This is a genomic window from Tomitella fengzijianii, assembly GCF_007559025.1.
Taxonomy (GTDB): domain Bacteria; phylum Actinomycetota; class Actinomycetes; order Mycobacteriales; family Mycobacteriaceae; genus Tomitella; species Tomitella fengzijianii.
Map to the genome: position 1 here is coordinate 1,430,538 of NZ_CP041765.1, position 26,289 is coordinate 1,456,826.

Genomic DNA, 26,289 nt, shown 5'->3' on the forward strand with positions numbered 1-26,289 from the left:
GTGGTCCGGTGTGATACTTCACAAACGCGCCATCGTGCCTGATGGGGGTGCCGCCAAGCGGGATCGGTGCGGAATTGCGGCCATGGTGGATTGCAGTACCGATACCGGTTCGTTACCGTCCTGTGATCGTGATAGCCGGGATGGGGAAGTCCCGGGCGCCACGGCGGGGCTCAGGCCCGCACGCCGAAGACCGACGGCCCGCTGGGATGCGGGAATCCGGTGGTGCCCACCCCTGCCCGGAACTGCCACCACAGGAAACCGATGTCAGCCTTCGCCCGGATCAACCGCGCCCCGTCCTTCCTCCTCCGTGCCGTCCTGGGGGCGTTGCTGCTGACCCTGGTGGCCGGGGGAGCCGCGGTGGCGGCGATGCTCAAGACGGTCACGCTCGACGTCGACGGCCAGCAGATGCAGGTGCGGACCATGGCATCGTCGGTGCAGGGCGTGATCGAGGACGCCGGATACACCGTGGAGGACCGGGACGTGGTGGCTCCGGCCGCAGGCGCGGACGTCGCCTCGGGGGAGACGATCGTGCTGCGCAACGCCAAGCCGCTGACGATCACCGTCGACGGCGTGCAGCGCGAGGTGTGGACCACCGCGAGCACGGTCTCCGAGGCGCTGTCCCAGTTCGACGCCGCGGCCGCGGGCGCCAAGGTGTCCGCGTCGCGCTCGCACCGGCTGCCCCTGGATGGAATGGCACTCGACGTCACCACTCCCAAGCACGTGACGCTGGCCGATGGCGGGCAGACGATCCCGGTGAACAGCGCCGACGCGACCGTGGGCGACATGCTCGCCGCGCTCGGCACCCCGCTGGACGGCGACGACGTCGTCGAGCCCGCGGCGTCGACCCCCGTGGCCGAGGGCATGACGGTCACGGTCAAGCGCATCGCCACCGACACGGAGACCGTCACGGAGTCCTTCGAGCCGCCGGCGGCGAAGACCGACGACGACTCGCTCGCCAAGGGCAAGACCGAGGTGACCGCTCCCGGCACGCCCGGCACCCGCGAAGTCACCTACAAGGTGACCACGGTCGACGGCAAGGAGACCGAGCGCGTCAAGCTGGACGAGAAGGTGCTCGAGCCGGGGGTTCCGGCCGAGGTCCGGGTCGGCACCAAGTCGGCGCCGTCGGTGCCGCACGGCGGCGTGTGGGACTCGCTGGCGCAGTGCGAGGCCACCGGGAACTGGGCGATCAACTCCGGGAACGGCTTCTACGGCGGGCTGCAGTTCACCCAGCAGACCTGGCAGGCCTTCGGCGGCGGCCAGTACGCCGCGCGCGCGGACCTGGCGACGCGGGAGCAGCAGATCGCCGTGGCGGAGAAGGTGCAGGCCGCACAGGGGTGGGGCGCGTGGCCGCTGTGCAGCAGCAAGATCGGTGCACGCTAGATTCTGAGGATGCCCGACACTTCTGACGAGGGCGGCGCGGCCACTGGCCGCGCAGCCCTTCTCGGCCCCGCCGAGGTCCGCGAGCTCGCCGAACGGCTGGGGGTCCGGCCGACGAAGACCCTCGGCCAGAACTTCGTCCACGACGCCAACACCGTCCGGCGGATCGTCGCGAAGGCGGGCGTGCGCCCGGACGACACGGTCCTGGAGGTGGGGCCCGGGCTCGGTTCGCTCACGCTGGCGTTGCTTGACACGGCAGCGTCCGTCGTGGCCGTCGAGATCGACCCCGTGCTGGCGCGGCAGCTGCCGGAGACGGCGGCCCGGCGCGCGCCGGCGGTGGCCGGGCGCCTCGCCGTCGTCGAAGGCGACGCGCTGCGGGTGCGCCGCGCCGACCTGCCCGCGGAAGCGACGGTGCTCGTGGCGAACCTCCCCTACAACGTCGCGGTCCCGGTGCTCCTGCATCTGTTCGCGGAGGTCCCCACGCTGCGCGGAGCGCTCGTGATGGTGCAGGAGGAGGTCGCCGACCGCCTTGCCGCGGCGCCGGGAAGCCGGACGTACGGGGTGCCCAGTGTGAAGGCCGGCTTCTTCGGAACCGTGCGGCGTGCAGGGGCGGTGGGAAGGTCGGTGTTCTGGCCCGTACCCAAGGTGGAATCCGGGTTGGTCCGCATCGACCGGTATGACGCCGCCCCGTGGCCGACCGACGATCGGCACCGGCGCGACGTGTTCGCCGTCGTCGATGCCGCATTCGCGCAGCGCCGTAAGACTCTGCGCGCGGCGCTGTCCGGGTGGGCGGGCGGTGCCGCCGAGGCCGAGCGGATCCTGCGCGCCGCGGGGATCGACCCGGCCGCCCGCGGCGAGCGCATCGACACGGCCGGATTCGTGCGCCTGGCCGCGGCCGGACCGTCGCGCGCGCAGAATGCCGGCGAAGCGCTCGACTAGGCTGTGGGCCGTGCTGACTGTCGTTCACGAACCCGTGGTGGTGCAGGTGCCGGCCAAGGTCAACCTGCATCTGGGCGTCGGGGATCCGCGTCCCGACGGCTACCACGAACTGGCCACCGTCTTCCAGGCGCTGTCGCTGCATGACACCGTCAGCGTCGTCCCGGCGCACGGCCTGGAGGTGCGGGTGCGGGGCGAGGGCTCGCGGTTCGTCCCCACCGACAATCGCAACCTGGCGTGGCGTGCGGCGGAGGCGCTCGCCGCGCACGTGGGCCGCGAGCCGAAGGCCCGGATCACGGTCGACAAGGGGATTCCCGTGGCGGGGGGGATGGCCGGCGGCAGCGCTGATGCCGCGGGCACGCTGGTGGCGCTCGACGCGATGTGGGGGCTGGACCTGCCGCGCGACGATCTGCGGCGGATCGCGGCGGGGTTGGGCAGCGACGTCCCGTTCATCCTGCTCGGCGGCACGGCGCTCGGCACCGGGCGCGGCGAGGACCTGACGACGGTGCTCACGCGCAACAGTTGCCACTGGGTCCTGGCCTTCGCCAAGGGCGGTCTGAGCACGCCCGACGTCTTCGCGGAGCTGGACCGGCTGCGCGCCAAGGGACTGTCCGACGGCCCCGGGGACGATGCGCAGGGTCGGCGACAGCCCGGATTGCGGCGGCTCGGCTCCGCCGACGACCTCCTGCAGGCCCTGGCTGCGGGGGACGCGTCGCGGCTCGGCCCGGTTCTGGGCAACGACCTGCAGGCGGCGGCGCTGTCGCTGCGCCCGGACCTGCGGCGCACCCTTGCGGCGGGGGAGCGGGCCGGCGCGCTGCGCGGCATCGTCTCCGGTTCGGGGCCCACGTGCGCATTCCTGTGCGCGGACGAGGACGCGGCGCTGGCGGTGAGCCTGGAACTGGCGGGCGAGGGCGTGTGCCGCACCGTGCGCGTCGCATCCGGCCCGGTGCCGGGGGCGCGCGTACTCGGCGACGACCACGACGACTACGACGACCCCGAGGATCTTGCCTGATGGCCAACCGTGTCCTGGTCAATCTCGAAACCGTGTCGAAGAGCTTCGGCATCAAGCCCCTGCTCGACGAGGTCTCGGCGGGGGTGCACGAGGGCGACCGCATCGGCGTCGTCGGGCTCAACGGCGGCGGCAAGACCACGCTGCTGGAGGTCTTGGCGGGCCTGGAGGCGCCGGACTCGGGCCGGGTCAGCCTTGCGGGCGGACTGCGTCTGGCGGTGGTCACCCAGCGCGGCGAGCTGCCGCCCGGGGCGACGGTGGGCGAGGTGGTGTTCGGCCCGCTGGGCATGGCGGAGCACGAGTGGGCGTCGGACCGGCGCATCCGCGGGATCCTCCACGGCATCGGGTTCGGCGCGGAATTGGGCGGCTCCGCCGCGGCCGGCGCGGACCCGGAAGGCCGGCGCCTGCACACGCGGGTGGACGAGCTCTCCGGCGGCGAGCGGCGCCGGGTGGCGCTGGCCGCGGCGCTGGTCCAGGACCTGGACCTGCTCGTATTGGACGAGCCGACCAACCATCTGGACGTCGAAGGTGTGCGCTGGCTGGCCGACCACCTCCTGTCGAGGAGGAGCGCGCTCGTGGTCGTCACGCACGACCGCTGGTTCCTCGACACCGTCGCCACGCGCACCTGGGAGGTCGTCGGCGGCAAGGTGGAGAGCTACGAGGGCGGCTACAACGACTGGGTCTTCGCGCGTGCCGAGCGGGCACGGCAGGCCGACGCCACTGAGGAGCGCCGGCGCAATCTGGCCCGCAAGGAGCTCGCCTGGTTGCGCCGCGGTGCTCCGGCCCGCACCTCCAAGCCGCGTTACCGGGTGGAGGCGGCCGAGGCGCTGATCGCCGACGTGCCGCCGCCGCGCGACTCCATTGCGCTGAGCTCGTTCGCGCGCCGGCGTCTGGGCAAGGTGGTGATCGAGCTCGAGGACGTCGAGCTGCGCGCCCCTGCGGCGGGCGAGGGGAAACAGGGCCGCGTGCTGGCACGGGACCTGACCTGGCGGCTTGCCCCCGGCGAGCGGGTGGGGCTCGTCGGCGTCAACGGGTCCGGCAAGACCACCCTGCTGCGCACCCTCGGCGGCGAGTGGCCGCCGGCCGCGGGCAGGCGGATCGAGGGCAAGACGGTCCGGATCGGATGGCTGCGCCAGGAGCTCGACGATCTGCCCACCGACATGCGCCTGCTCGAGGCCGTCGAGGACGTGGCGCGGGTGGTGCAACTGGGCGACCGTGAGCTGTCCGCGTCCCAACTGGCCGAACGGCTCGGCTTCAGCCCGGCGCGGCAGCGCACGCCGGTGGGCGACCTGTCGGGCGGTGAGCGGCGCCGTCTCCAGCTCACCCGCGTGCTGATGGGCGAGCCGAACGTGCTGCTGCTCGACGAACCGACCAACGACCTCGACATCGACACCCTGCAGCAGCTCGAGGACCTGCTCGACGGGTGGGCCGGGACGATGGTCGTGATCAGCCACGACCGCTACCTCATCGAGCGCATCTGCGATTCGGTGTGGGCGCTGTTCGGCGACGGCCGGCTCACACACCTGCCGCGGGGGATCGCACAGTATCTGGAGCGGCGTGAGGAGCTCGCCGCACAGACGGGGCCGACGGCACAGGCCGCGGCGCCGCAGAAGAACGACGACGACGACGGCGGCGGTTCCGGCCCCGCGGCCGCGGGGCCGTCGGCAGCGGAGCACCGCTCGATGACCAAGGAGCTCGGCAGGCTCGAACGCTCGGTGGCCAAGCTGGACACGCGGATCGCCGGCCTGCACTCCCAGCTCGCGGAGGCCGCCACCGATCCCGACCGCCTCATGGCCCTCAACGCGGAACTGGTGCAGGTGTCAGGCGAGAAGGATGCGGCGGAGGAGCGGTGGATGGAGATCGCGGCCGATATCGGGTGAGAGATGCATCACTCGCATCGGTGCCTCGTGTTCCGCTCACATCGCCCGGGCTTAGGGTGCGGAATACGACCTTCTGAGGGGAGCTGCGTTGAGTTCATATGTGGAGACCGCCATCGACGGCACGGTCGGACGGATCGTCCTCAACAGGCCGTCGGCGCTGAACGCCTTGGACACTCCCATGATCCGCGAGCTTTATGCGGTGCTGGTGGGGTGGAAGGACGACGACGCGGTGCAGACCGTGCTCGTGCGCAGCGCCTCGGACAAGGCGTTCTGCGCGGGCGGCGACATCCGCTCGGTGCGCGAGTCGGTCCTGGCCGACAAGAACGGCGAGGTCTACGGGTTCTTCTCGGAGGAGTACCGGCTCAACCAGCTCATCGCCGACTACCCCAAGCCGTACGTGTCGGTGATCGACGGCGTCAACATGGGCGGCGGGCTCGGCATCTCCGTGCACGGTGCGGTGCGCGTGGTCACCGAGCGCGCGATGTTCGCGATGCCGGAGACCGCCATCGGCTTCATCCCGGACGTGGGCGCCAGCTGGTTCCTGCCCCGCATCCCCGGGGGCGCAGGCCTGTACGCGGGGCTCACCGGGGCCCGCCTGAACGCGGGCGACGCCCTGGAACTCGGCCTCGCAACGCATTTCGTCCACTCCTCGGGGCTCGACGCGTTCGCGAAGTCCGTCGTCGGCGACGGGCTGGACGCCGCGCTGGGGGCGCTCGACGCCACGCAGGCCCCGGAGTCGACTATCGCCGCGGTGCGCCCGGAGATCGACGAGGCCTTCGCCGGATACGACCTGCCTGCGATCGTCGAGCGGGTGGCCCAGGGGGATGAGCCGTGGCGGGTCGCGGCGCGCGAGGCGCTCGCCTCGGCGTCGCCGTGGTCGATGTCGGTGAGCACCGAGCTGCTGCGCCGCGGCGGCGAGTCCGCGACGCTGGCGGAATGCCTCGGCCGCGAGCTGCGCGCCGCGGTGAAGATGACCGCCTGCCCGGACTTCGCCGAAGGTGTGCGCGCGGTGCTCGTGGACAAGGACCGGAACCCGTCCTGGACCCCGGCGACGATCGCGGAAGTCTCCGCGGACGCCGTGCGCGACGTCTTCGACTCGCCGATCTGACCGGCCTCTCCTCACCTGCTCGCGGCCGTTCACGGTCCGGGGGCGGCTCACTTCGAGGGCCGGGCCGGCCCGCGGACGAGCCCGGCCAGCAGGTCACCCTGCTCGTCGACGCGGCGCAGCACCTCGTCGAAGGTGAGCTGGCGCAGCGCGGGATCCTCGATCTCGTCCCACGTGCGCGGCGCGGCGACCGTGGGGCGGTCCCGCCCGCGCAGCGAATACGGCGCGACGGTGGTCTTGGCTCCGTTGTTCTGGCTCCAGTCGATGAACACCTTGCCGTGGCGCTCCGACTTCCGCATCGTCGTGGTGACGGTGCACGGATGGCGTCCGGCGATCTCGTCGGCGACCTGGCGGGCCGCGTCCACCGCGTCATTCGAGACCACCGGGCGGTCCAGCGCCACGTACAGGTGAATGCCTTTGCTGCCGGACGTGACGGGGTGGCAGGTGAGTCCGTTCGATTCGGTCAGGTCGCGTATCGCCGTCGCCACCCGCGCACAGTCGGCGAGTCCGGTCTGTTCTCCGGGGTCGAGGTCGAACACCAGGCGGTCGGCGAGGAACGCGCCGGGGGTGTCAGGCGCGTCCGAACCGGGGTCGGGGCGGTCGTGTCGCCACTGCGGGGCGTGCAGCTCCAGCGCCGCCTGCTGGCCGAACCACGCCAGGGCCGCCTCGGAATCGGCGAGCGGATAGGTGGTCCGGTGGGTGCGGTGGACCAGAGTGCAGCGGTCGATCCACGCGGGCGCGGAGGACGGCAGCTGCTTTTCGAAGAACGACTCCTCGCCGACGCCGCGCGGCCAGCGTTTGCGGGTGACGGGGCGTAGTTGTGCGTGGGGGAGCAGTACCTGTGCGATGCCGCGGTAATAGTCGATGACGTCCGCTTTCGTCACCGCGCCGGAACGACCGCGCGCCGGATAGAGCACGCGGTCCGGATGGGTGATCCTCACCTCGCGGTCGCCTACGGTGACCATGCCTGAGGATAACCGGGATCGGCGCCGGCAAACCTGACGATCGCCGGCGGCGTTGCAGTCGCCGTCCGCTGTGTGTCAGTCACTCGCCGCAACAAGAGGCCGCAGCGTGAGGTCCGGGTTCTCCTTCTCGATGTACTGCAGCCGCCACTTGTCGCTGAACAGCGCCAGGACGACGCCGTCGGAGCGGGTGAACACCTCGACGCCGCGTTGGCGGTCCAGCCCGGGCGCGGACGCCTTGTCGGTCTCGCGCGCCACTGTGTAGCCGAGGTTGTTCACGACGGTCTCCACGCCGAACTCGGACTGCATCCGTGCGGTGACCACCTCGAACTGCATGGGCCCCACAGCTGCCATCACCGGTGACGCGTCGCCGCGGGCGTTGTTGCGCAGCACCTGCACCACGCCCTCGGTATCGAGCTGGTCGATGGCCTTGCGGAACTGCTTGTACTTGCCGGCGCTGCGGGCGCTGATCATCGCGAAGTGCTCCGGCGCGAACGACGGGATGGGTGCGAACTCGATGCGCGGGTCGCTGTAGAGGGTGTGTCCGGGGGCCAGGGCATTGGCGTTGACGAGCCCCACGATGTCTCCGGGGTAGGCGTCGTCGACGGTGTTGCGGTCGCGGCCGAACACCGTCAGCGCGTACTTGGTGGCGAACGGGCGGCCGGTCTGCGCGTGCGTGACCACCATGCCGCGCTCGAACGTCCCGGAGACCACCCGCATGAACGCGAGCCGGTCACGGTGCGCGGTGTCCATGCCCGCCTGCACCTTGAACACCACGGCGCTGAACGGATCGGTCACGTGGCGGGGCGTCCCGTCGACGCCGTCGCGGGCGTGCGGCGGCGGCGCGTAGGTGACCAGCGTTTCGAGGATCTGCCGCACGCCAAAGTTGAGCATGGCCGACGCGAAGATCACCGGCGAGGTCTGCCCCGCGAGGTACATCTCCTGGTCGTGGTCGGCTCCGGTCTCCGAGAGCAGCTCGCTCTCCTCCACAGCCGACTCCCAGACGTCGCCCTCGCGGGCCGCGGCGGCGTCGGCGTCCAAGTGCTCCTCGGGGGCCACCGTGGCGCCGCCGGAGGTGCGTGTGAAGCGCACGAAGCCGCCGTCGCTGCGGTCCAGCAGCCCGCGGAAGTCCCCGGCGATGCCCACCGGCCAGTACAGGGGCGTGGGAATCAGGCCGATGCGCTCCTCGATCTCGTCGAGCAGCTCCAGCGGCGACCGGCCGGGGCGATCCCACTTGTTGATGACGGTGACCACCGGAATGCCGCGATGCCTGCACACCTGGAAAAGCTTGAGCGTCTGCGGCTCGAGGCCCTTGCCCGCGTCGATGAGCATCACCGCGGCGTCCACCGCGGTGAGGACCCGGTAGGTGTCCTCGGAGAAGTCGGAGTGCCCGGGTGTGTCGACCAGGTTGATCACGCAGTCGTCATAGTTGAACTGCAGCGCGGTGGAGCTGACCGAGATGCCGCGGGCCTTCTCCATTTCCATCCAGTCCGACACCGTGGACTTGCGGCCCGCCTTGCCGTGCACCGCGCCGGCCTCGGAGATCACCCGCGCGTGCAGCGCCAGGGCCTCGGTGAGCGTCGATTTGCCGGCGTCCGGGTGCGAGATCACCGCGAAGGTGCGCCGGCGCCGCGCCTCGACGCCCGCGGTGTCCCGGCCGGGGGATTGCGCCCCGCTCGCCGCCGTCGCGGGATCGGTGTTGAGGGCCGACGCGTGCTCGGTGGTCACCGGGGATCCTTCCGGGATTGCGGGTGTTCCGGCACAGGCGGTGAGGTGCTGTACGCCGTGTGCGGTGGGGGCGCGCGGCGGGGCCCTCAGCGGGGTCCGTCAGCGGAATCCCGCCATGGGGTACCGCACTCCGCCGCGCAGTCGAAGATCGAGTTTACCCGGCCCGGACGGCGAGGCGGGTCATGCCCCGTGCAGGCGGTTCTGCGCGAACCCGAGCCCGCGTTCGGCCACGAGCTCCGCGGCGTCCGCCGCCTCCTCGCAGAAGACGCCCAGATCCTTGCGCTCGGCGGCGGAGAACGGCTTGAGCACGTAGGACGCCGGGTCCATCCTGCCGGGCGGGCGGCCGATGCCCACCCGTACGCGGATGTAGTCGCGGGTACCCACCGACGAGGTCACCGAACGCAGCCCGTTGTGGCCGCCTTCGCCGCCGCCGGCTTTCGCGCGGATCGTGCCGAAGTCCAGGTCCAGCTCGTCGTGCACCACGATGAGCCGGTCGGCGGGGACGGAGAAGAACTTCGCCGCGGCCGCCACTTGCCGACCGGAGACGTTCATGAAGGCGCGGGGCTTGACCACGGTCACGGGACGCTGTGCCAGGCGGCCTTGCGCGATATGCGCGCCGCTGCGCTTGTGCACGGTGAACCGCGCGGACATGCGCTCGGCGAGCACGTCCGCGACCAGGAACCCGATGTTGTGCCGCGTGCGCTCATACTCCGGACCCGGGTTGCCGAGCCCCGCGATCACCAGCGGACGGGTATCGGAGCCGTCCTCGTCGGAAGTGTCGGTTCCCAGCGTGTTCACGGGGAGCATCATCGCATCCCCGCCGCCCGGGACCGCATCCTGATGCCGCACCGCCGGCTGCCCTCCGTCCGAGGGAGCGCAGCCGGCGGTGCGGACTCACGTGCAGGGGAGGATCACTCCGCGGCGTCGGCCGCTTCGGCCTCGCCCTCGGCGGCCTCTTCGTCCTCATCGGGTGCGGAACGCTGCTCGGCGACGTTCACCAGCAGCAGCTCCGGATCGTCCTCGAGCTCGGTGCCGGCGGGAATCTGCACCTCGCCGGCCAGGATCTGGGTGCCCACCTCGGCGCCCTCGATGGAGACCACGATCTCCTCGGGGATGGAGAGCGCGTCGGCCTGCAGCCGCAGCGTCGTGACGTCGTGGAAGACGATGGTGCCGGGAGCGGCCTCGCCGGTGACGACCAGCGGAACCTCGACCACGACCTTCTCGCCGCGCTTGACGGTGAGCAGGTCCGCGTGCTCGATGTAGTTGCGCACAGGGTGGATCCGGACCTCCTTGGTCAGGGCCATGTGCTCCTTGCCATCGATGTCCAGCGTGAGGATGGCGTTGGTGCCGTGGTTGCGGATGATCGCGGCGAACTCCAGCGAGGGGATGTTCAGGTGGATCGGATCGGCGCCGTGGCCGTAGACGACGGCCGGGACCTGACCGTCGCGGCGGGCGCGGCGGGCGGCTCCCTTGCCGAACTCGGTGCGGGGGGTGGCGGCGACGCGAAGTTTGTCGGCCATGGGTGTCTCCTCTGTAGAGTCGCGGTAGTGGGGCCTCGGTTGCGGGGCCGTATCGAGCGCCGCAGCCGTGCACCCGAACTGCTGGTGACACCGCAGGCCGCGTCGATAACGGTCCGCCCGGGCCGGTTATCGGCCGCGAGCCACCCTCGCCGAGACAACGCCGTTCAGACTACCCGGCGGGACACCGCAGTGCGTGCGCGGGCCGTCTCGCCCTCACCGCAGCGGAAACGCGGTGCCCGTCAACTCCTCGGACAACGCCCACAGGCGGACCGCAGTGGCGGCGTCGCGGGCGCGCGCTGAGCGGCCGACGGCGGTGGGCGCGCCGCGCAGCTGGAAGAGTCCCCGCGGGCCGACGTACGTGTCGCCGGGGAGGTCTTCGACCGCGGTGAAGAGGGTGGGCAATGCGCCGCCGGCTGCGCCCTGGCCCACGAACCTGCTGCCGAAGCGGAACAACTCGGTGGCCCCGGGGATCGTGAGCTGGTTTCCGAGTCCGGTCGACGAGGCCCCCGGGTGCGCTGCGACGGAACGCACAGTCGAACCCGCCCCGGCGAGTTTGCACTGCAGCTGCGCGGCGCACAGCAGGTTCGCGAGTTTGGCCTGGCCGTAGGCCCGCGCCCGTGAATAGGGGCGCCGCTGGTAGTTGAGGTCGTCCAGATCGATCCGGCCCGCCCTCTCCGCCAGAGACGCCACCGTCACCACCCTGTCGCGCACGTGCGGCAGGAGCAGGTTCGTCAGGGCGAAGTGGCCCAGGTGGTTGGTTCCCATCTGCATCTCGAACCCGTCGGCGGTGCGCTGCAGCGGCGGCGTCATCACGCCGGCGTTGTTGATCAGCACGTCGATCGGGCCGTCCCAGTCCCGCACGAACCGGTGCACGGAGGCGAGGTCGGCGAGGTCGAGGACCCGGACGGCGAGCGTGCCGGCCTCCTCCCAGGGCGCGGTGCGCGGGCGCGCACCGAGGGCGTCGGCGACGGCGCGGCCCTTCACCTCGTTGCGCACGGCAAGCGTGACGTCCGCGCCCGCCGCGTACAGCGCCGCCGCGGTCTCGAGGCCGATTCCGCTGGTGGCGCCGGTGACGACGAACGTCCTGCCGGTCAGCCGGGGGATGTCGCATGCGGACCACCCGGCGCCCCGCCGGGGGCGGGGACGGCTCCGACTCACCGCGGCAGGATCTCTTCGACGTTCTCGATGGGGCGGGCCAGCCGGACGCCCAGATCCGTCACCACGAGGGGGCGCTCGATGAGGATCGGGTGGGCGGCCATCGCGTCGAGCAGCGCCTCGTCGTCGGCGTCCGCCAGCCCCAGTTCCTTGTAGACGGCCTCCTTGCTGCGAATCGCCTGACGCGGGGTGAGGCCCGCCCGCTCGATCAGCCGGGCCAGCTCGCCGCGGGTGGGCGGCGTGTCCAGATACTTGACGATGGCCGGTTCGACGCCGTGGTCCCGCAGCAGCTGGAGGGTCTTCCGGGAGGTGCTGCAGCGAGGGTTGTGATAGATCGTCGCGGATGTCGCGTCGGACATGGAATCTCCTGGGAGGCGTGCGGGATGGCTGCGGGTGCCGTCAGGACGACCCTAGCTGGCGGCGGCGCTGATACCGGCCCGGCGGCCGAAGTAGCTGCCGTCGCCCAGGGATGCGCCGCTGGCGTAGCCCCAGGCCGCGATCCCGGACGTGCAGCGTCCCGCGGCGAAGAGCCCGGGTACTGGGTCGCCGTCCACGTGCAGCACCCGGGAGTCGGGGTCGGTGCGCAGGCCGCCCAGGGCGAAGCCCCCGGTGCGCCCGCGCAGGTCGATGACGGCGATGTTGCCCTCGATGGGGCGCAGCCACTGGGCGTTCTTCCCGAACATCGGGTCCTCACCGCGCGCCGCATGCCGGTTGTAAAGTTCCACCGTCGCCTGCAGCGCGCCGCCGGGCAGTCCCATTTCCGCCTCGACTTCGGCGACCGTCTCGCCCACCCACTTCGGGCGGAACCGCAGGAACGGCGTGGCGCTGACGGTGGTGCCGGCCTCTTCGTAGGCGCGCTCGTCGAGGATCAGGTAGGCCTGGTTGCCCTGGTGCAGCGCCATCTCCTGCCCGATGCGGCCCGGATAGGTGTCCTCGGTGACGAACCGCTGTCCGCGGCCGTTGACGAGGATCCCGCGCACCATCATCTGCGGGTCGCAGTGGATCGCCACCTCGGCGGCGTCCATGTGCGTCAGGTCGGCGCCGACGGCCTGGCCCATCCGGATGGCGCGGCCGTCGTGCTGCTCCACCGCCGAGCCGGGGCGGCCGGCGAGCAGCGGGACGTGCGCGCGCATCATCGCATCGTTGTAGGTGAAGCTGCCCGCGGCCAGCACCACGCCGCGGCGGGCCCGCACCGACAGTTCCCGGCCGAAGCGCGTGCCGAGCACCCCGACGACCCTGTCGCCATCGTCGCCGGCGGAGACCACGAGGCGGCGCGTCGTCACGTCGTACTCGCTGCGCACCCCCAGCTCGGTGATCCGCTCGGAAAGCGGGGTCATCAGCATCAGTCCCGCGCTCTGCTCACCGGCCTTCTTCGCGGACATCTGCGGCACGTGACCGCGCGGAGCCGGTTCGGCGACGGCGTTGAACGGCGCGGCGTTCTCCCCGCCCGTGTACATGAGGCCGTCGTCGGCCGGGGGCTCCCAGCCGGGCTCCCCGTAGAAGGCGGACTTGAACCGCACCCCCGCGTCCACCAGCCAGTCGTAGTGGGCGACGCTGCCCTCGCAGTAGGCGTCGATCTTGGCCCGGTCGGCACCCGGGCCCATCGCGGCCGTGAGGAAGGCCCGCATGTTCTCGACGTCGTCGTCGAAACCCAGCTCCCGCTGCAGCCCCGTGCCGCCGCCCATGTAGATGAATCCGCCGGCCAGGGCTGCGGCGCCGCCCCATCCGCCCGCGCGTTCGAGGATCACGACCTCCGCGCCGGCCCTGGCGGCCTCGATCGCCGCGCAGGCGCCCGCGATGCCGTAGCCCACCACCACGACGTCGGCTTCGATATCCCATTCGGGGGCGTCGGCGCCGGTGGGCGAGCCGATGCGCAGCGGGCGTACTGAATCGGCGGAGGGATGGCCGGTGCCGGGACGGGGATTCGATGCGGGTGCAGGCATGCCACGGGTATATACGAGCCGTCGTGCGGGTGCCGCCGGGTCCTCCCGCGTACTGAGATCGAACGGTCCGTCGGAGGGCAGGGGAGTGCCCGGGGCGTGATCGGGGTAAGCCCTGCCGATGATGCGCAGATCGTTACGTCCGGCGCCGCGGGAGGTTAATGTCGGTGAGGACCCGCGTTCGCGTGAATCGAGGCTCCCACCTGAAATGTCCCAGCCCAGAACAGCGCAGCCCAGAACAGTGCAGCCCAACGGAACGATCGATCCCGGCGGGTCGGCCATGACGGTCCGTCCGGCCGCGTCCGCCCTGCCTGCCGGGCCGGCCACGGACGACGCCCGGGTCCACGGCGACGACGGGTGGCCGCCTGTCACGGAGGAATCCGCCCGGGAGCGCGTGGCAGGGCGATGCTTCGGTCTGCGCCCCCCGCGGCTGGTCGGCGCGGAACTGGAGTGGCTCACCCGGACGCGTTCCGGCGGCAGACCTACGGCCGCGCACCTCGCCGGGGCGTTGGGTGCGCACGCGCCCGGCAGCGTCGCCCCGGGATCGCCGCACGCGGCGCTGCCCGCCGGGGGCTCCGTCTCGATCGAGCCGGGCGGGCAGGTGGAGATCTCCAGCGCGCCGCTTCGGGACGTCGACACGCTCTGCGCGGCGCTCACCGCGGATGCCGCGGCGCTGCGCGCGCTGCTGGGCGCCCGCGGCATCGAAATGATCCCGGGCGCGGTAGACGGGGTGCGGGCGCCGTCCCGCATCCTGACCGTGGCGCGTTACGCGGCCATGCAGGAGCGTTTCGATCGGAACGGCCCGCTCGGGGCGGCGATGATGTGCAACACCGCGGCGATCCACGTGAGCGTCGATTGCGGAGCCGACCCGGAGGATCTGGCCCTGCGCTGGCGGGCGCTCAACGCGGTGGGGCCCGCGCTGGTGGCGGCGTTCGCCGATGCCGGGGACGCAGTGGTCGGCGGGGACGGGCACGGCGGCATGACGCGGGCGGGCCGGTGGGCGTCGGAACGCATGCGGACCTGGCTGACCCTCGACCCGGGGCGTACGGGGCTCGACGCGGCGGCCCCCGGAGCGTCCGCGGACCCCGTCGCCGCCTACACGCGATGGGCCCTGTCCGCGCCGCTGCTGTGCGTCCAGCGCGAGGACGGTGATTGGTCCGTACCCGGCGACGTGACCTTCGCGCAGTGGATCGCCGGGGACGCCGCCGCGCCGGACCGCGCTCCCACGGCCGCAGACCTCGACTACCACCTGACCACCCTGTTTCCCCCGGTACGCCCGTGCGGGCACCTGGAGGTGCGCTACATCGACGCCCAACCGGCACCGGCGGGGGACCACGGTCAGGCGTTGCACGAGGAGGCGTGGCCGGCGCCGATCGCGGTGGTCGACGCCCTGGTCCGCACGCCGGAGACGGCGCGGCGGGCGGCGGCGATCGCGGAATCGACGCGCGGGGAATGGCGGCGGGCGGCGCAGCGTGGGCTTGCCGACGAAGAGCTGCGCGGGTCGGCGCAGGCATTGCTGGGACTGGCTGCGGAGGCCGCACCCGGCGGCGCGACGCAGGCGATCGAGTCGGTGGCCCGACGCATCGCACGCGCCGGGGGGAGCGCGGTCGGGGCCGCACGGAGCTCGTCGCCGCAGGATGATCGGGACGACGTGCGTGCGGCGTGCCGCAGCGCGCTCGAACGGGCACGGCGGCGGACCCGCGTGCTGACGGACGTGCCGGATGATCAACTGACCGCCCAGCATTCGGAGCTCATGTCGCCGCTCGTGTGGGACCTGGCGCATATCGGAAACCAGGAGGACCTGTGGCTGGTGCGCGCCGCGGGCGGACGTGCCGCGACGCCGCCCGTCACTGGCCCGCAGGACGAGCCGTGGCGATCGCACGACAGCGGGGACGCCCCTGCCCACGACGGCGCGCACGGCCTCGATGATCTTTACGACGCCTTCCGGCATCCGCGCGCCACGCGCCCGGCGCTCCCGATCCTGGGGCCCGAGGCCGCACGGGGCTACACCGCGTCCGTCCGGGCGCACGCGATGGCGGTGCTCGAGCGCTGCGGGTTCGACGGCGACCCCCTCACCGCGGGCGGCTTCGTGTTCGGCATGGTCGCCCAGCACGAGCAGCAACACGACGAGACCATGCTGGCGACGCACCAGCTGCGCACAGGCCCGCGTCTGCTGCACGCGCCGGCCGCCCCGCGCGCCCGCCGGCCCCTGGGAGGGGACGCCGGGGCGCCCGGCGCCGTCCGTTCCGATCGCGCGGCGCCCGAGGTCGTGGTGCCCGGCGGTGCGTTCACGATGGGCACCGACGGGGCCCCCGGACCCGAGTCGTGGGCGCTGGACAACGAACGCCCCGCGCATCGGGTGGAGGTCGCCGCGTTCGCGATCGAGGCCGTGCCCGTGACCAACCGCCGGTACGCGCGCTTCATCGCCGACGGCGGATACCGGCGTCGGGAACTGTGGTCCGAGCGTGGATGGCGCCACCGCCTGCAGGAGGTTCTGGAGGCCCCGCAGTTCTGGAGCCGGGCGGGCGACGGCCACTGGGTGCGCCGCCGGTTCGGGGCGACGGAGGATCTGGAGCCGGACGAGCCGGTGGTGCACGTGAGCTACTTCGAGGCGGAGGCGTTCGCGGCGTGGGCGGGTAAGCGGCTGCCCACGGAGGCCGAGTGGGAGAAGGCCGCGCGCCACCACCCGTCCGCCGGGCATTCGCGCGCCTACCCCTGGGGCGACGAAGCGCCGGCCGAGCGACACGCGAACCTGGGGCAGCGGCATCTGTCGCCCGCCGGGGTGTGGGCGTATCCCGACGGGGCCACCGCGTCCGGCATCCACCAGCTGATCGGCGACGTGTGGGAATGGACCTCCTCCGGTTTCGAGGCCTATCCGGGTTTCCGGGCGTTCCCGTACCGCGAGTACTCGGAGGTGTTCTTCGGCGGCGACTACCGGGTGCTGCGCGGCGGTTCGTTCGGCACCGACGCGGTGGCGTGCCGTGGCACGTTCCGCAACTGGGACCACCCCGTACGGCGGCAGATCTTCGCGGGCATCCGGCTCGCGCGGGACTGCGCCGACGCCGCCGGCTCTTCGTCCTCCGGCGCCGACGAGAGCGGCGATGCCTGATGTGTCGTCACCTGGTCTGCCTGGGGCCTGAGCGCACGGTGGCCTCGGCGGTGACGCAGGGCGGTCATTCGCTGGCCCGGCAGGCCTGGGCGCCGGAGCAGATGCGGGGCGGCGGCACCATCAACGCCGACGGCTTCGGCGCCTGCTGGTGGGCCGCCGGCGGCGTGCCGGGCGTGGGGCAGCACCGCACCACGCTCCCGATCTGGTCCGACCCGGCGCTGGGCCGCGCAGTGGCGGGCGACGGGGACGGTGTTGAAGCGGGGGGCGGGGGCGCCGCAGGCGACGGCACCCCGGCGGTACGCGGAACGCTCGAGCAGATCCGCGCGACGGCGATCCTCGCGGCCGTGCGGTCCGCGACGCCCGGCATGGCGGTGTCGGCGCAGGCGTGCGCGCCGTTCACCGACGGGCGGTGGGCGTTCAGCCACAACGGGGTGATCCGCGGCTGGCCGGACACCGTGGCGGGGCTGGCGGACGCGATCCCGGCTGCCGAGGTGATGCGGGGGGAGGCGGCCACCGATTCGGTGTTCCTGTGGCAGCTGTTCCGCGCGCGCATCACGGCGGGGATGGACGCGGCCGACGCGGCGGCGTCGCTCGTGCGGGATGTCGAGGAGCGTGCGCCCGGCTCGCGGCTGAACCTGCTCGCCACCGACGGCGGGCGCGTCGTCGCCACCGCGTGGCGCCACTCCCTGTGGGTCCTCGACGCGCCGGACGAGCTGTGGATCGCCTCTGAACCGATCACCGACGTGGGGTGGGCGGAAGTGGACGACGGCGTCCTCGTCGATGCGCGGGTCGGACGCGTCCAGTCGGAACCGATCCCCATTGCAGCGAACACCCGATGAAGGGAGCCCGCAACCGATGACGACGACCCTGGTGGACGTGCATCTGACCGAGGCGGACCTGGAGGCGCAGCTGCGGGCCGACGTCGTGGCCGGCCTGGCCGCGGTGCCGAAGAGCCTGCCTCCCAAATGGTTCTACGACCAGCGGGGCGGTGAGCTCTTCGACGCGATCACGCGGCTCCCCGAGTATTACCCGACGCGTACCGAGCGCGCGCTGCTCACGCGTGCCGCGCCGGAGATCGCCGCGGCGAGCAAGGCCACCACGCTGGTCGAGCTCGGCTCGGGGTCCTCGGAGAAGACGCGGCTGCTGCTCACCGCCTTCGCCGAGCACGAGGGCCTCGAGATGTATGTGCCGCAGGATGTCTCGGAGTCGTCGATCCGGTTCGCCGCGGACGCGTTGGCGATCGAGTTCCCCGACCTGCCGGTACGCGGGGTGGTCGGCGATTTCACCGATACGACGGCGACGCTGCCGCGGGCCGGGCATCGGCTGGTCGCGTTCCTCGGCGGCACCATCGGAAACCTCGAACCCGACGCCAGGGCCGCATTCCTGCACGGGGTGGCGGAGGCGCTGGACCCCGGGGAGTGCCTGCTCGTAGGGATCGGCCTGGTCACCGACCCCGCGGTGATGATCGCCGCGTACGACGACGAGGAAGGGGTCACGGCGGAGTTCAACCGCAACGTGCTGCACGTGCTCAACCGGCGGCTGGGCGCGGACTTCGACCCGCGCATGTTCGAGCACGTCGCCCTGTGGGATGCGGCGCACAGTTGGATCGAGATGCGGCTGCGCGCCCGCCGTGAGATGCAGGTGCGCATTCCCGCGGTGGGGACGGTGGTCGACTTCGCGGCGGGGGAGGAGCTGCGCACCGAGGTCTCCGCCAAGTTCATGCTCGACGGGTTCGGCGGCGAGCTCACCGCGGCGGGCTTCGACCCGGCGCACACCTGGACGGACGAAGCGTCGCGGTTCGCGCTGGTGCTGGCCCGCCGCCGGGGTTGACCGCAGGGGCGGTCAGAGCCCGTCCAGGGTGAACCCTCCCGGCGGCTCGCGCCGCGGCTCCTCTCCCTTCGGCGGTGCCGGCGGGGCGGGCGGCTCCGGCGCTCCGGGCGGCGGTCCGGTGTGCGGAGGCGGCGGAGGAGGACCTCCGGGGCCGGGCGGAGGCGGCGGAGGAGGAGGCGTGTCGGCTGTCGCGGCCGACGGCGGGGCGTCCGCGCCCTGGCCGGATTGGGCGTGCCACTGGTCGAGCCGCGCGAGCGCGTCCACCACGTCCTGGCGCGGGCCGCCGGTGCGCTGTTCGGCGTAGAAGGCCTCGCCCAGCGCGCGGTACAGATCGCCCGCCTCGCGCTGCTGCTGGTATTCGTCGAGCTTCTGCTGGCCTTGATCCAGGCCCTGCTGTGCCGCGGCCGCCGCGCGCTCGGCCGCCTCTTTGGCTTTGTCCATGAACCCCATCAGTCCATACTTCCAGAGAACAGCCCGCCGGTGAATCCCTTGCGGTCCTCGTCCGGCCCCACGTTCTTCATCAGCGCCTGCGCGATGCCGGCCGTCGTCATCGATTGGATGATCACCCGACCGTCGCCCTCCAGCGTGGCCAGGTGCACGCCCTCGCCGCCGAGCGCCATGTTCATCACGCCCTTCATGTCCAGGCCGCCCACGCGCTCCACCCCGTACCTGACGGAGCTCTCGAATGCGACGATGCAGCCGGTGTCCACCTGGATCTTTCCGCCGTAGTCGGCGGGGTTGAGGTCCACGAAGTCGCCGGCTCCGGCGATGAACGCGGTGCCGGTGCCGCCGAGCTTCTCCAGGATGAAGCCCTCGCCGCCCCATCGGCCGGTCTTGCCGCCGGAGAAGGCGATGTCGAAGTCGATCGTGGACTCGGCGGCGACGAAGGCGTCCTTCTGCGCCAACCACTGCGTGGACCCGTCGAGTTCGAGCGCGCGGACCTGGCCGGGCAGAACGCCCGCGAACGCGACCAGTCCGGAGTCCTGCTGCGCGGAGTACACCTGCACCGCGAGCGACTCGCCGGCGATCATCCGCTTGCCGACGTTCTTGGCGAGTCCCAGCAGCGACGACGCCGTGGTCTGCCCGCCGCCCTGGGGGCCGGACGGCGCACCGATGGTGGTGCGGACGTCCACGTTCGCGGTCTTCCACAAGAACTTTCCGGGTTCGCAGAAGACCGATTGACCCTGTGCCAGTTGGCAGGCGACCATCTGCATGGAGCCGCCGATGAGCTTGTGGGTGACTGTCATGGGTGCTCCTCGATCGATGTGCGCCCTGCGTCGCACTCTGTAATTCGTGCCCGTGAAGTATAGGGCGCGGCGCGGGTAGGCGGCTATCGTTCCGGCCGGTTTCCCTCGTGATCGGACGCAGTGCGGCGCGGGTCAATCGAGCAGCGCGAGAACCCGCGCGGGCCCGCCGGAGCCGCCGCGGTGCTTGAGCGGCGCCACCACCGCTGTGGCGCCCGCGGGCGGCAGTGCGCGGAGGGCGGCGAGCATCTCGACGGCGTAGCGCCCGGCGCCGAGGACGGCGTGGTGGGCGGGGAAGGCGGTGGAGGCCCCACAGTCGATGCTCGGCGCGTCGGTGCCGATGGCGACGACGGCGCGCCGCTGCACCAGGAACTCGGCGGCCTCGCGCGAGAAACCCGGCCAGTGCGCGATGCCGGCCGCGTCGGGTGTCAGGGATCGGGTCAGCGCGTGCACTTCGGCATCGTCGTGCGGTTGCGCGGGCGCCTCCGGGTTCACTTTCCCGTCGGGACGGCCACGGGCGGGCCTGGTGATGAGTGCGACGAGCGCGCCGTCGGGGATGCGGCCGTGCAGCGATTCCCAGGCGGCGAGGTCCGCGGGCGTGGCGAGGGCGTCGGGGTCGGACGCGGTGCGGTCGGCGATGTCGACGAGCACGAGCGGGGCGAGGAGGTCGTCGACCCGGATCCGGTCGACTGCGTCCCCGCCGGGCACGCAGTGCAGCGGCGCGTCGACGTGGGTGCCGGTGTGCTCGCCGAAGCAGAGCTCGTGCACGAGGAACTCCGGGGCTTCGCGGATGCGGCGCATCCGGAAGAGCGGATCGCCGGGCCACAGCGGGAAGTCCTCGTCCAACGTGTGGGTGAGGTCGACGATCCGGCGGGGGCGTGCGGCGTGCGCGGCGGTGGGGGTGTGGTGGTGCATGGGCACAGTCTGCACGCCGGCCAGGATCAGCTCCGGCGAGCACGCACAGTCACGTACCTGTCTGACAAGTGATAGTGTTCTGTTCCGTCGTGGTGGACGCCCTGAGGACGAAGGAATGGTGCATGGACGCTCTGACGCGAGTCCCCCTGTCGCAGCAGGCGGCCGACGCGTTGCTCGACGCAATTGGCAAGGGCCGTTGGGAGGTCGGAGAGCAGTTGCCGGGCGAGGTCGCGCTCGCGGGTGAGCTCGCGGTGAGTCGCTCGACGATCCGCGAGGCCATCCGCCAGCTCGCAGCACGTGGGGTGTTGACCAGTCGGCAGGGGATCGGTGTGTTCGTCACGTCGGCCACGCCCACGGACGGGTGGGACCGTCTCGCCCGGCTCGGCGCGATCGCGGAGGTGGTGCAGGTGCGGATCGCCATCGAGTCGCGTGCAGCCGCGCTGGCCGCGGCGGAGCACGACGGATCCGACGCGGAGACGATCCGGCGTGCCCTCGCCGAACGCAACACGATGGCCGACCAGGGCGACCCCGCGGAGCTCGCGCGGGCGGACATCGCCTTCCACCGCGCAGTGGTCGCCGCGGCACGCAACGAACTGCTGCTGGCCTTGTTCGACAGTCTCCGGCCGCGGCTGGAGGCGTCGATGGGGGACATGCTGGAGATCATGGACGTCACCGAGAACGATGCGCACGAGCACACCGCGATAGTCGAGGCGATCCTCGCGCGCCGTGCCGATCGCGCGGAGGCGCTGACCCGCGGGCAACTGCTGGGACTGGCCGACGCACTGCGGAGGCGGTCGTGAGCGCTGCGGCGGCGGTCGTGAGCGCCGCGCATGGCGGTGCCGTGCTGTGCGTGGACGGCGTGGCGGTGGTGCGCCAGGGGAGGGCGCTGGTCGATGCGGTCTCCGTCGAGGTGCATGCCGGCGAGCGATGGGCGCCGACCGCAGCGGACACGGCGCTGGCCGAGGAGCTGACGGCAACTCTCGGGCTCACCGCACGCACGGGAACGCGCTGGTCGGTGCTCTCACAGGGGGAACGGGGCCGTGTGCTCATCGCCCGCGCGCTGATGACGCGGCCGCGGTTGCTTCTGCTCGACGAGCCGACGACGGGCCTGGATCTCGCCGCGCGCGAGATCCTCCTCGATGTGCTCTCCGGGCTCCGCCAGGCGCATCCACTGCTGTCGTCGCTTCTCGTCACGCACCATCTGGAGGAGCTTCCGCCGTCCACGACGCACGCGCTGGTCCTCGCCGGGGGCAAAGTGCTCGCGTCCGGCCTGGCTGAGGAGGTGCTGACCTCGGCGACGATCACGGGGGCCTTCGGCTATCCCATCGCCGTCGAGCGGCGCGCCGGCAGGTGGACCGCGTCGAGTGCGGCCGCGGGGCGGCGAGAGGTCTTCGCCGGAGACGAGGCCGGGATCGTGCAGATGCCGTGATCGTGCGGGCCTACCCCGTCTGCAGACGGCGCGCCTTCTCCAGGGCGGCGAGGGTGTGCAGGACGGTGGTGCGCTGGCGCTCGAGGTCCTTGATACGGGCGCGGGCGGCGAGGCCTCCCGAAGAGGACTTCTCGGTGATCTGCGTGTCGATGGCGCTGAGCTTGTCCAGCAACGTGGTGACGCGTGATTCCAGCGTCTGCAGATCGACGTCCGTGGCCGGTCCCGAGGCCGTGCGGGCGGACCGCGCGCGACCCGACCCCGTGGAGGCCTCGGTCTTACGCGGTGCCCGGGTGCGGCTCGGCCTGGACTTGCGCGCGGCCTGCGGCTGCGCGGCCGTGTCCGCGGAGTCCACGCTGATCGACTCGACGCGCTCGACGGCGCTGCTGCCCGTGCCCGTCATGGCCTTGCGGATCTGCTCGCGGCTGGGGGGCTCGGCCAGGCGGCTGGCGTTGAGCGCCGCTCGTGCGTCGCGCGCGGCGACCCGGTGCTCGCGCTCCTCCTCGTCCTCGGAATCGAGGGAGCCGCCCAGCGGGCGCAGGCCGTACATGCCCAGGAAATCACGGGCCTCCGCGACTATGGACTCGTGCTGACGGCAAGTGGCGCAACGGTGTTCGTTCTTGTAGACCTCGATGGAATCCTCGCCGCCGCACCACACGCACAGGCCGGGGGACCAGTGCCTCGCGGGGGTGGAAAGTGCTGAGGAGCCGGATGCGGTGGAACAGTGCGTGGGGAGATCCTGAGCGAGAGTCACGAGCGGCAACACTAGGTGACTCCGCGATCGCTGTCGACACCGGGACCACCCGTGCGTTGCCGAAGTCACACGGGCTTCGGACGTTGCAAAGAGTCGTACGTCCGTCCTGCTTTGCGGGTCAGCCCACCACCTGCGTCAGCCACTCGACCAGCGGGGTGACGGCGCGCCAGGATTCGCGGACGCGGTCGAGCGCGGCGGGGGTCTGCACCCACTCGGGACAGCCGTGTTCGAGCCGTGCGGTGAGGGAACGGTGGCGTAGTAATCCGATGCGCGGATGGTCGGCGGGGTAGCCGCGCGGGTGCGTCTTGAGCCGGTCGCCGCCGATGGTGAAACCCGCGCCGGCGAGGCGCGCGACGATGTTCTCCAGCTCGACGCCGCGCACGTCGTCGTCGATGGCGGAGCGAAGCCTGGCCAGCTGGTCGGAGGTCAGCGAATAGCAGCCCCCGGCGGTGGACAGTCCCGCCGCGTCGATCGCCACGTAGTAGCCGGTGCCCGGGGCGGTGGCGGTGAACACGCCCTGGTGGGTCTTGTAGGGCGTCTTGTCCTTGCTGAACCGCACGTCCCGGTACGGGCGGAAGACCTTGGCGACGCCGAACTCGTCCTCGAGAGCGGCGGCGAGCGCGGTCATGGGTGCGCGCACGGTGTCGCGGTAGATGTCCTTGCGCGGCTGCCACCAGGCACGGGAGTTGTCGGCCTCGAGGTCCTCGTAGAAGTCCAGCGCGGCGAACGGGATGCCGGTGAAGCCCCCGCCCTCGCCGTCATCGTCGGCGGGGGCGGGCGTGCCGTCCGGTGGCATGCGTGCGGCTTCCCGGTTTCGGCGCGGGCTCAGGCGATGCCGTTGAACAGCGAGGTCACCGAGCCGTTGTCGAAGACCTCACGGATGGTGCGGGCCAGCAGCGGCGCGATCGACAGCACCGTGAGGTTGTCGAACTGCTTGTCCCCGTTGATCGGCAGCGTGTCGGTGACGATGACCTCGCGCGCGCCGCAGTTTGCCAGGCGCTCTGCGGCCGGGTCGGACAGCACACCGTGGGTGGCGGCGATGATCACGTCGCCCGCGCCGGCCTCCTTGAGCACGCGGACCGCTCCGGCGATGGTCCCGCCGGTGTCGATCATGTCGTCGATGAGCACGCAGGTGCGGCCCTCGACGTCACCGACGACCCTGTTGGACTTGACCTGGTTGGGCACCAGCGGGTCACGGGTCTTGTGGATGAACGCGAGCGGCGCGCCGTCGAACGAGTCCGCCCACTTCTCCGCAACCCGGACGCGGCCGGAATCGGGCGAGACCACGGTCATGTTGTCGGTGCCGTAGTGCTCGCGGACGTAGTCGGCCAACTGGCCCTGCGCGTGCATGTGGTCGACCGGGCCGTCGAAGAAGCCCTGGATCTGATCGGTGTGCAGGTCGACGGTGATGATGCGGTCGGCGCCCGCGGTCTTGAGCAGGTCGGCGATCAGCCGGGCGGAGATCGGCTCGCGACCGCGGTGCTTCTTGTCCTGGCGGGCGTACGGGTAGAACGGCAGGATCGCGGTGATCCGCTTGGCCGAGCCGCGCTTGAGCGCGTCGATCATGATGAGCTGTTCCATGACCCACTGGTTCAGCGGGAACGGGTGACTCTGCAGAACGAAGGCGTCGCTGCCGCGTACCGACTCCTCGAAGCGGACGAAGATCTCGCCGTTCGCGAACTCGCGGGCCGTCTGCGGGGTGAGTTCCACCCCCAGTTCCTTGGCCACCCGCTCCGCCAGCTCCGGGTGGGCGCGGCCACCGAAGAGCATCAGGTTCTTGTGGTTGTCCGCCGAAAGTGCGCTCACTGGTCTTCGCCGTCCTCGTGATCGTCCTGTTGTTTCTGCGCAAGTCGTGCGGCGTCGGCCGATGCCGTCTGCGGCCACCTCCGCTCGACCCACCCCTCGAGGTTGCGCTGCGCCCCGACCGTCATGGCCAGGGCCCCCGGGGGGACGTTCTTGCGTACGACCGTGCCGGCGGCCGTGTACGCGCCGTCGCCGATGGTCAGGGGGGCGACGAACATCGTGTCCGACCCGGCGCGCACGTGCGAGCCGACCGTCGTGTGGTGCTTCTCGAGGCCGTCGTAGTTCACGAACACGCAGGACGCGCCGATGTTGGTGTGCTCGCCGATGGTCGCGTCGCCCACGTAGGTCAGGTGCGGCACCTTGGAGGACTCGCCGATGTCGGCGTTCTTGGTCTCGCAGAATGCGCCGATCTTGCCGCCCGCGCCGAGGACTGTGCCGGGGCGCAGGTAGGCGAACGGCCCGACGGAAGCGCTCGGGGCGATCCGCGCGCCGGTGCCGTGCGTGCGGATCACCGTCGCGGCCGCGCCCACCTCGACGTCGGTCAAGGTGGTGTCGGGCCCGACGGCGGCGCCTTCGGCGATGACGGTGGTGCCGTGCAACTGCACGCCCGGGTGCACCGTCACATCCGGTGCCAGCCGCACTCCGACGTCGATGCGGGTGGTGGCGGGGTCCACCACCGTGACCCCGGCGCGCATCCAGTCCTCCACGATGCGCCGGTTGAGTTCGGCGCTCAGCGAGGCGAGCTGGACGCGATCGTTGACGCCGGCCACGAGGTGGGAGTCGTCGACGTGGGTGGCGCCCACGCCCGATCCCGCGGCGTGGGCGGCAGCCACGGTGTCGGTCAGGTAGATCTCGCCCTGCGCGTTGTCGGAATCGAGCCGGCCGAGTGCGCTGCGCAGGAACGGCGCGTCGAACGCGTACACGCCGGAGTTGATCTCGCGGATCGCGCGCTGTCCCTCGTCGGCGTCGGGCTGCTCGACGATGCCGACCACCGCGCCGTCGGCGTCGCGGATGATGCGGCCGTAGCCGGTGGGGTCGGGAAGCGTCGTGGTGAGCAACGACACCGCGGCGCCGGTGCTGCGGTGTTCGGTGATGAGCGAGCGGATGGTCGCCGAGTCGAGCATCGGCACGTCGCCCGCAGTGACGATGACCGTGCCGGTGAAGTCGGCGGGGAGCCCCTCGAGCCCGTGCGCCACGGCATGGCCGGTGCCGTCCTGGCTGGGCTGGACGACGCCCGTCACCGTGATGTCGAGCCGCGCCGCCACCCGCTGCGCCTCGGCGGAGACGGCCTCGGCCTGGTGGCCGAGCACGGTGACCAGGTGCGCGGGCGAGGCCCCGGCGGCGGCGTGCAGCGCGTGCGCGAGCATGGAACGTCCGGCGAGCGGGTGCAGGACCTTCGGGACGGCCGAACGCATGCGGGTGCCGGCTCCGGCGGCGAGGACGATCACGGCGAGCGCGCCATCAGGTGATGATGCCTGCTCAGGCATGAAGCTCCCTTGCGGATAGCGGGCTGATGCGGCGGCGGGCGCACCGAGACAGCGACGATCTTACGGAACCCGGAGAAGATCGCAGGCCCGGGGTCGTCGCGCAACCCGC

Annotated in this window: 23 protein-coding genes and 2 pseudogenes; 11 read left to right on the plus strand and 14 right to left on the minus strand. The window is 72.0% G+C overall.

Annotated elements, in window-relative coordinates; translation table 11 throughout:
• Nucleotides 1-261 precede the first annotated feature (261 nt).
• From FO059_RS06565 to FO059_RS06585, 5 genes are all read left to right on the plus strand, one after another.
• Nucleotides 262-1,380: a resuscitation-promoting factor gene (locus tag FO059_RS06565; RefSeq protein ID WP_143907365.1), complete on the plus strand. Its 1,119-nt coding sequence runs from the start codon at nt 262-264 to the stop codon at nt 1,378-1,380.
• Nucleotides 1,381-1,389: 9 nt separating this feature from the next.
• Nucleotides 1,390-2,316, plus strand: a complete 927-nt coding sequence (gene rsmA, locus FO059_RS06570) for a 16S rRNA (adenine(1518)-N(6)/adenine(1519)-N(6))-dimethyltransferase RsmA (protein WP_143907367.1) — start codon at nt 1,390-1,392, stop codon at nt 2,314-2,316.
• A gap of 10 nt (nt 2,317-2,326) precedes the next feature.
• Nucleotides 2,327-3,325, plus strand: coding sequence for a 4-(cytidine 5'-diphospho)-2-C-methyl-D-erythritol kinase (locus FO059_RS06575; protein ID WP_143907370.1), 999 nt, complete (start codon nt 2,327-2,329; stop codon nt 3,323-3,325).
• Nucleotides 3,325-5,202, plus strand: coding sequence for an ABC-F family ATP-binding cassette domain-containing protein (locus tag FO059_RS06580; protein WP_143907372.1), 1,878 nt, complete (start codon nt 3,325-3,327; stop codon nt 5,200-5,202). The genes FO059_RS06575 and FO059_RS06580 overlap by 1 nt, the downstream gene beginning before the upstream one ends.
• A gap of 88 nt (nt 5,203-5,290) precedes the next feature.
• Nucleotides 5,291-6,310, plus strand: coding sequence for an enoyl-CoA hydratase/isomerase family protein (locus FO059_RS06585; RefSeq protein WP_143907373.1), 1,020 nt, complete (start codon nt 5,291-5,293; stop codon nt 6,308-6,310).
• Nucleotides 6,311-6,387: 77 nt separating this feature from the next.
• On the opposite strand, the pseudogene ligD reads toward FO059_RS06585, so the two are convergent.
• The 7 genes and pseudogenes from ligD to FO059_RS06620 all read right to left on the minus strand — a co-directional run.
• Nucleotides 6,388-7,272 (minus strand): annotated as a pseudogene (ligD, locus tag FO059_RS06590) (non-homologous end-joining DNA ligase); the annotation flags it as partial.
• 75 nt (nt 7,273-7,347) lie between these two features.
• The gene (locus FO059_RS06595; protein WP_143907378.1) at nt 7,348-8,997 is read right to left on the minus strand and encodes a peptide chain release factor 3; all 1,650 of its coding nucleotides are present in this window, start codon (nt 8,995-8,997) and stop codon (nt 7,348-7,350) included.
• A gap of 180 nt (nt 8,998-9,177) precedes the next feature.
• The gene (gene pth / locus FO059_RS06600; RefSeq protein WP_282451490.1) at nt 9,178-9,786 is read right to left on the minus strand and encodes an aminoacyl-tRNA hydrolase; all 609 of its coding nucleotides are present in this window, start codon (nt 9,784-9,786) and stop codon (nt 9,178-9,180) included.
• Nucleotides 9,787-9,908: 122 nt separating this feature from the next.
• Nucleotides 9,909-10,517: a 50S ribosomal protein L25/general stress protein Ctc gene (locus tag FO059_RS06605; protein WP_143907380.1), complete on the minus strand. Its 609-nt coding sequence runs from the start codon at nt 10,515-10,517 to the stop codon at nt 9,909-9,911.
• Nucleotides 10,518-10,730: 213 nt separating this feature from the next.
• A complete protein-coding gene (locus FO059_RS06610) occupies nt 10,731-11,675 on the minus strand; it encodes an oxidoreductase (RefSeq protein WP_143907382.1) in 945 nt (314 codons plus the stop codon).
• Nucleotides 11,672-12,031: an arsenate reductase (glutaredoxin) gene (arsC, locus tag FO059_RS06615; RefSeq protein ID WP_143907384.1), complete on the minus strand. Its 360-nt coding sequence runs from the start codon at nt 12,029-12,031 to the stop codon at nt 11,672-11,674. The genes FO059_RS06610 and arsC overlap by 4 nt, the downstream gene beginning before the upstream one ends.
• Before the next feature lie 51 nt (nt 12,032-12,082).
• A complete protein-coding gene (locus FO059_RS06620; protein ID WP_143907386.1) occupies nt 12,083-13,615 on the minus strand; it encodes an FAD-dependent oxidoreductase in 1,533 nt (510 codons plus the stop codon).
• A 277-nt stretch (nt 13,616-13,892) separates the two neighbouring features.
• On the opposite strand from FO059_RS06620, the pseudogene FO059_RS18675 reads away from it, so the two are divergent.
• The 4 genes and pseudogenes from FO059_RS18675 to egtD form a co-directional block, all read left to right on the plus strand.
• Nucleotides 13,893-14,957 (plus strand): annotated as a pseudogene (locus tag FO059_RS18675) (glutamate-cysteine ligase family protein); the annotation flags it as partial.
• A 306-nt stretch (nt 14,958-15,263) separates the two neighbouring features.
• The gene (egtB, locus tag FO059_RS18680; RefSeq protein ID WP_233266823.1) at nt 15,264-16,721 is read left to right on the plus strand and encodes an ergothioneine biosynthesis protein EgtB; all 1,458 of its coding nucleotides are present in this window, start codon (nt 15,264-15,266) and stop codon (nt 16,719-16,721) included.
• Nucleotides 16,721-17,560 (plus strand): class II glutamine amidotransferase domain-containing protein, encoded by an 840-nt coding sequence (locus tag FO059_RS06630; RefSeq protein WP_143907390.1) that lies wholly within the window; start codon nt 16,721-16,723, stop codon nt 17,558-17,560. Before egtB ends, FO059_RS06630 begins: the two co-directional genes overlap by 1 nt.
• A gap of 16 nt (nt 17,561-17,576) precedes the next feature.
• Nucleotides 17,577-18,551, plus strand: a complete 975-nt coding sequence (gene egtD / locus FO059_RS06635; RefSeq protein ID WP_143907393.1) for an L-histidine N(alpha)-methyltransferase — start codon at nt 17,577-17,579, stop codon at nt 18,549-18,551.
• Nucleotides 18,552-18,563: 12 nt separating this feature from the next.
• Here egtD and FO059_RS18540 read toward each other — a convergent pair whose 3' ends face one another.
• The 3 genes from FO059_RS18540 to FO059_RS06655 form a co-directional block, all read right to left on the minus strand.
• Complete coding sequence (locus FO059_RS18540; protein WP_199257033.1) at nt 18,564-19,001, minus strand: hypothetical protein; 438 nt, start codon at nt 18,999-19,001, stop codon at nt 18,564-18,566.
• Nucleotides 19,001-19,798 carry an AIM24 family protein gene (locus tag FO059_RS06650; RefSeq protein ID WP_143907395.1) on the minus strand — a complete coding sequence of 266 codons (798 nt, stop codon included), beginning with the start codon at nt 19,796-19,798 and terminating at the stop codon, nt 19,001-19,003. Before FO059_RS06650 ends, FO059_RS18540 begins: the two co-directional genes overlap by 1 nt.
• A gap of 132 nt (nt 19,799-19,930) precedes the next feature.
• Nucleotides 19,931-20,725: a cyclase family protein gene (locus tag FO059_RS06655; RefSeq protein ID WP_233266808.1), complete on the minus strand. Its 795-nt coding sequence runs from the start codon at nt 20,723-20,725 to the stop codon at nt 19,931-19,933.
• Between the two features lie 107 nt (nt 20,726-20,832).
• On the opposite strand from FO059_RS06655, the gene FO059_RS06660 reads away from it, so the two are divergent.
• Nucleotides 20,833-21,510, plus strand: a complete 678-nt coding sequence (locus FO059_RS06660) for a FadR/GntR family transcriptional regulator (protein ID WP_143907397.1) — start codon at nt 20,833-20,835, stop codon at nt 21,508-21,510.
• Complete coding sequence (locus FO059_RS06665) at nt 21,507-22,139, plus strand: ATP-binding cassette domain-containing protein (RefSeq protein ID WP_143907399.1); 633 nt, start codon at nt 21,507-21,509, stop codon at nt 22,137-22,139. Before FO059_RS06660 ends, FO059_RS06665 begins: the two co-directional genes overlap by 4 nt.
• Nucleotides 22,140-22,149: 10 nt before the next feature.
• Here the strand turns inward: FO059_RS06665 and FO059_RS06670 are convergent, their stop codons facing one another.
• From FO059_RS06670 to glmU, 4 genes are all read right to left on the minus strand, one after another.
• Nucleotides 22,150-22,890 carry a hypothetical protein gene (locus tag FO059_RS06670; RefSeq protein ID WP_233266807.1) on the minus strand — a complete coding sequence of 247 codons (741 nt, stop codon included), beginning with the start codon at nt 22,888-22,890 and terminating at the stop codon, nt 22,150-22,152.
• A 118-nt stretch (nt 22,891-23,008) separates the two neighbouring features.
• Nucleotides 23,009-23,686, minus strand: coding sequence for a DUF2461 domain-containing protein (locus FO059_RS06675; protein WP_143907401.1), 678 nt, complete (start codon nt 23,684-23,686; stop codon nt 23,009-23,011).
• 29 nt (nt 23,687-23,715) lie between these two features.
• The gene (locus FO059_RS06680; RefSeq protein ID WP_143907403.1) at nt 23,716-24,696 is read right to left on the minus strand and encodes a ribose-phosphate diphosphokinase; all 981 of its coding nucleotides are present in this window, start codon (nt 24,694-24,696) and stop codon (nt 23,716-23,718) included.
• Nucleotides 24,693-26,180 carry a bifunctional UDP-N-acetylglucosamine diphosphorylase/glucosamine-1-phosphate N-acetyltransferase GlmU gene (glmU, locus tag FO059_RS06685; RefSeq protein ID WP_143907405.1) on the minus strand — a complete coding sequence of 496 codons (1,488 nt, stop codon included), beginning with the start codon at nt 26,178-26,180 and terminating at the stop codon, nt 24,693-24,695. Before glmU ends, FO059_RS06680 begins: the two co-directional genes overlap by 4 nt.
• Nucleotides 26,181-26,289 lie beyond the last annotated feature (109 nt).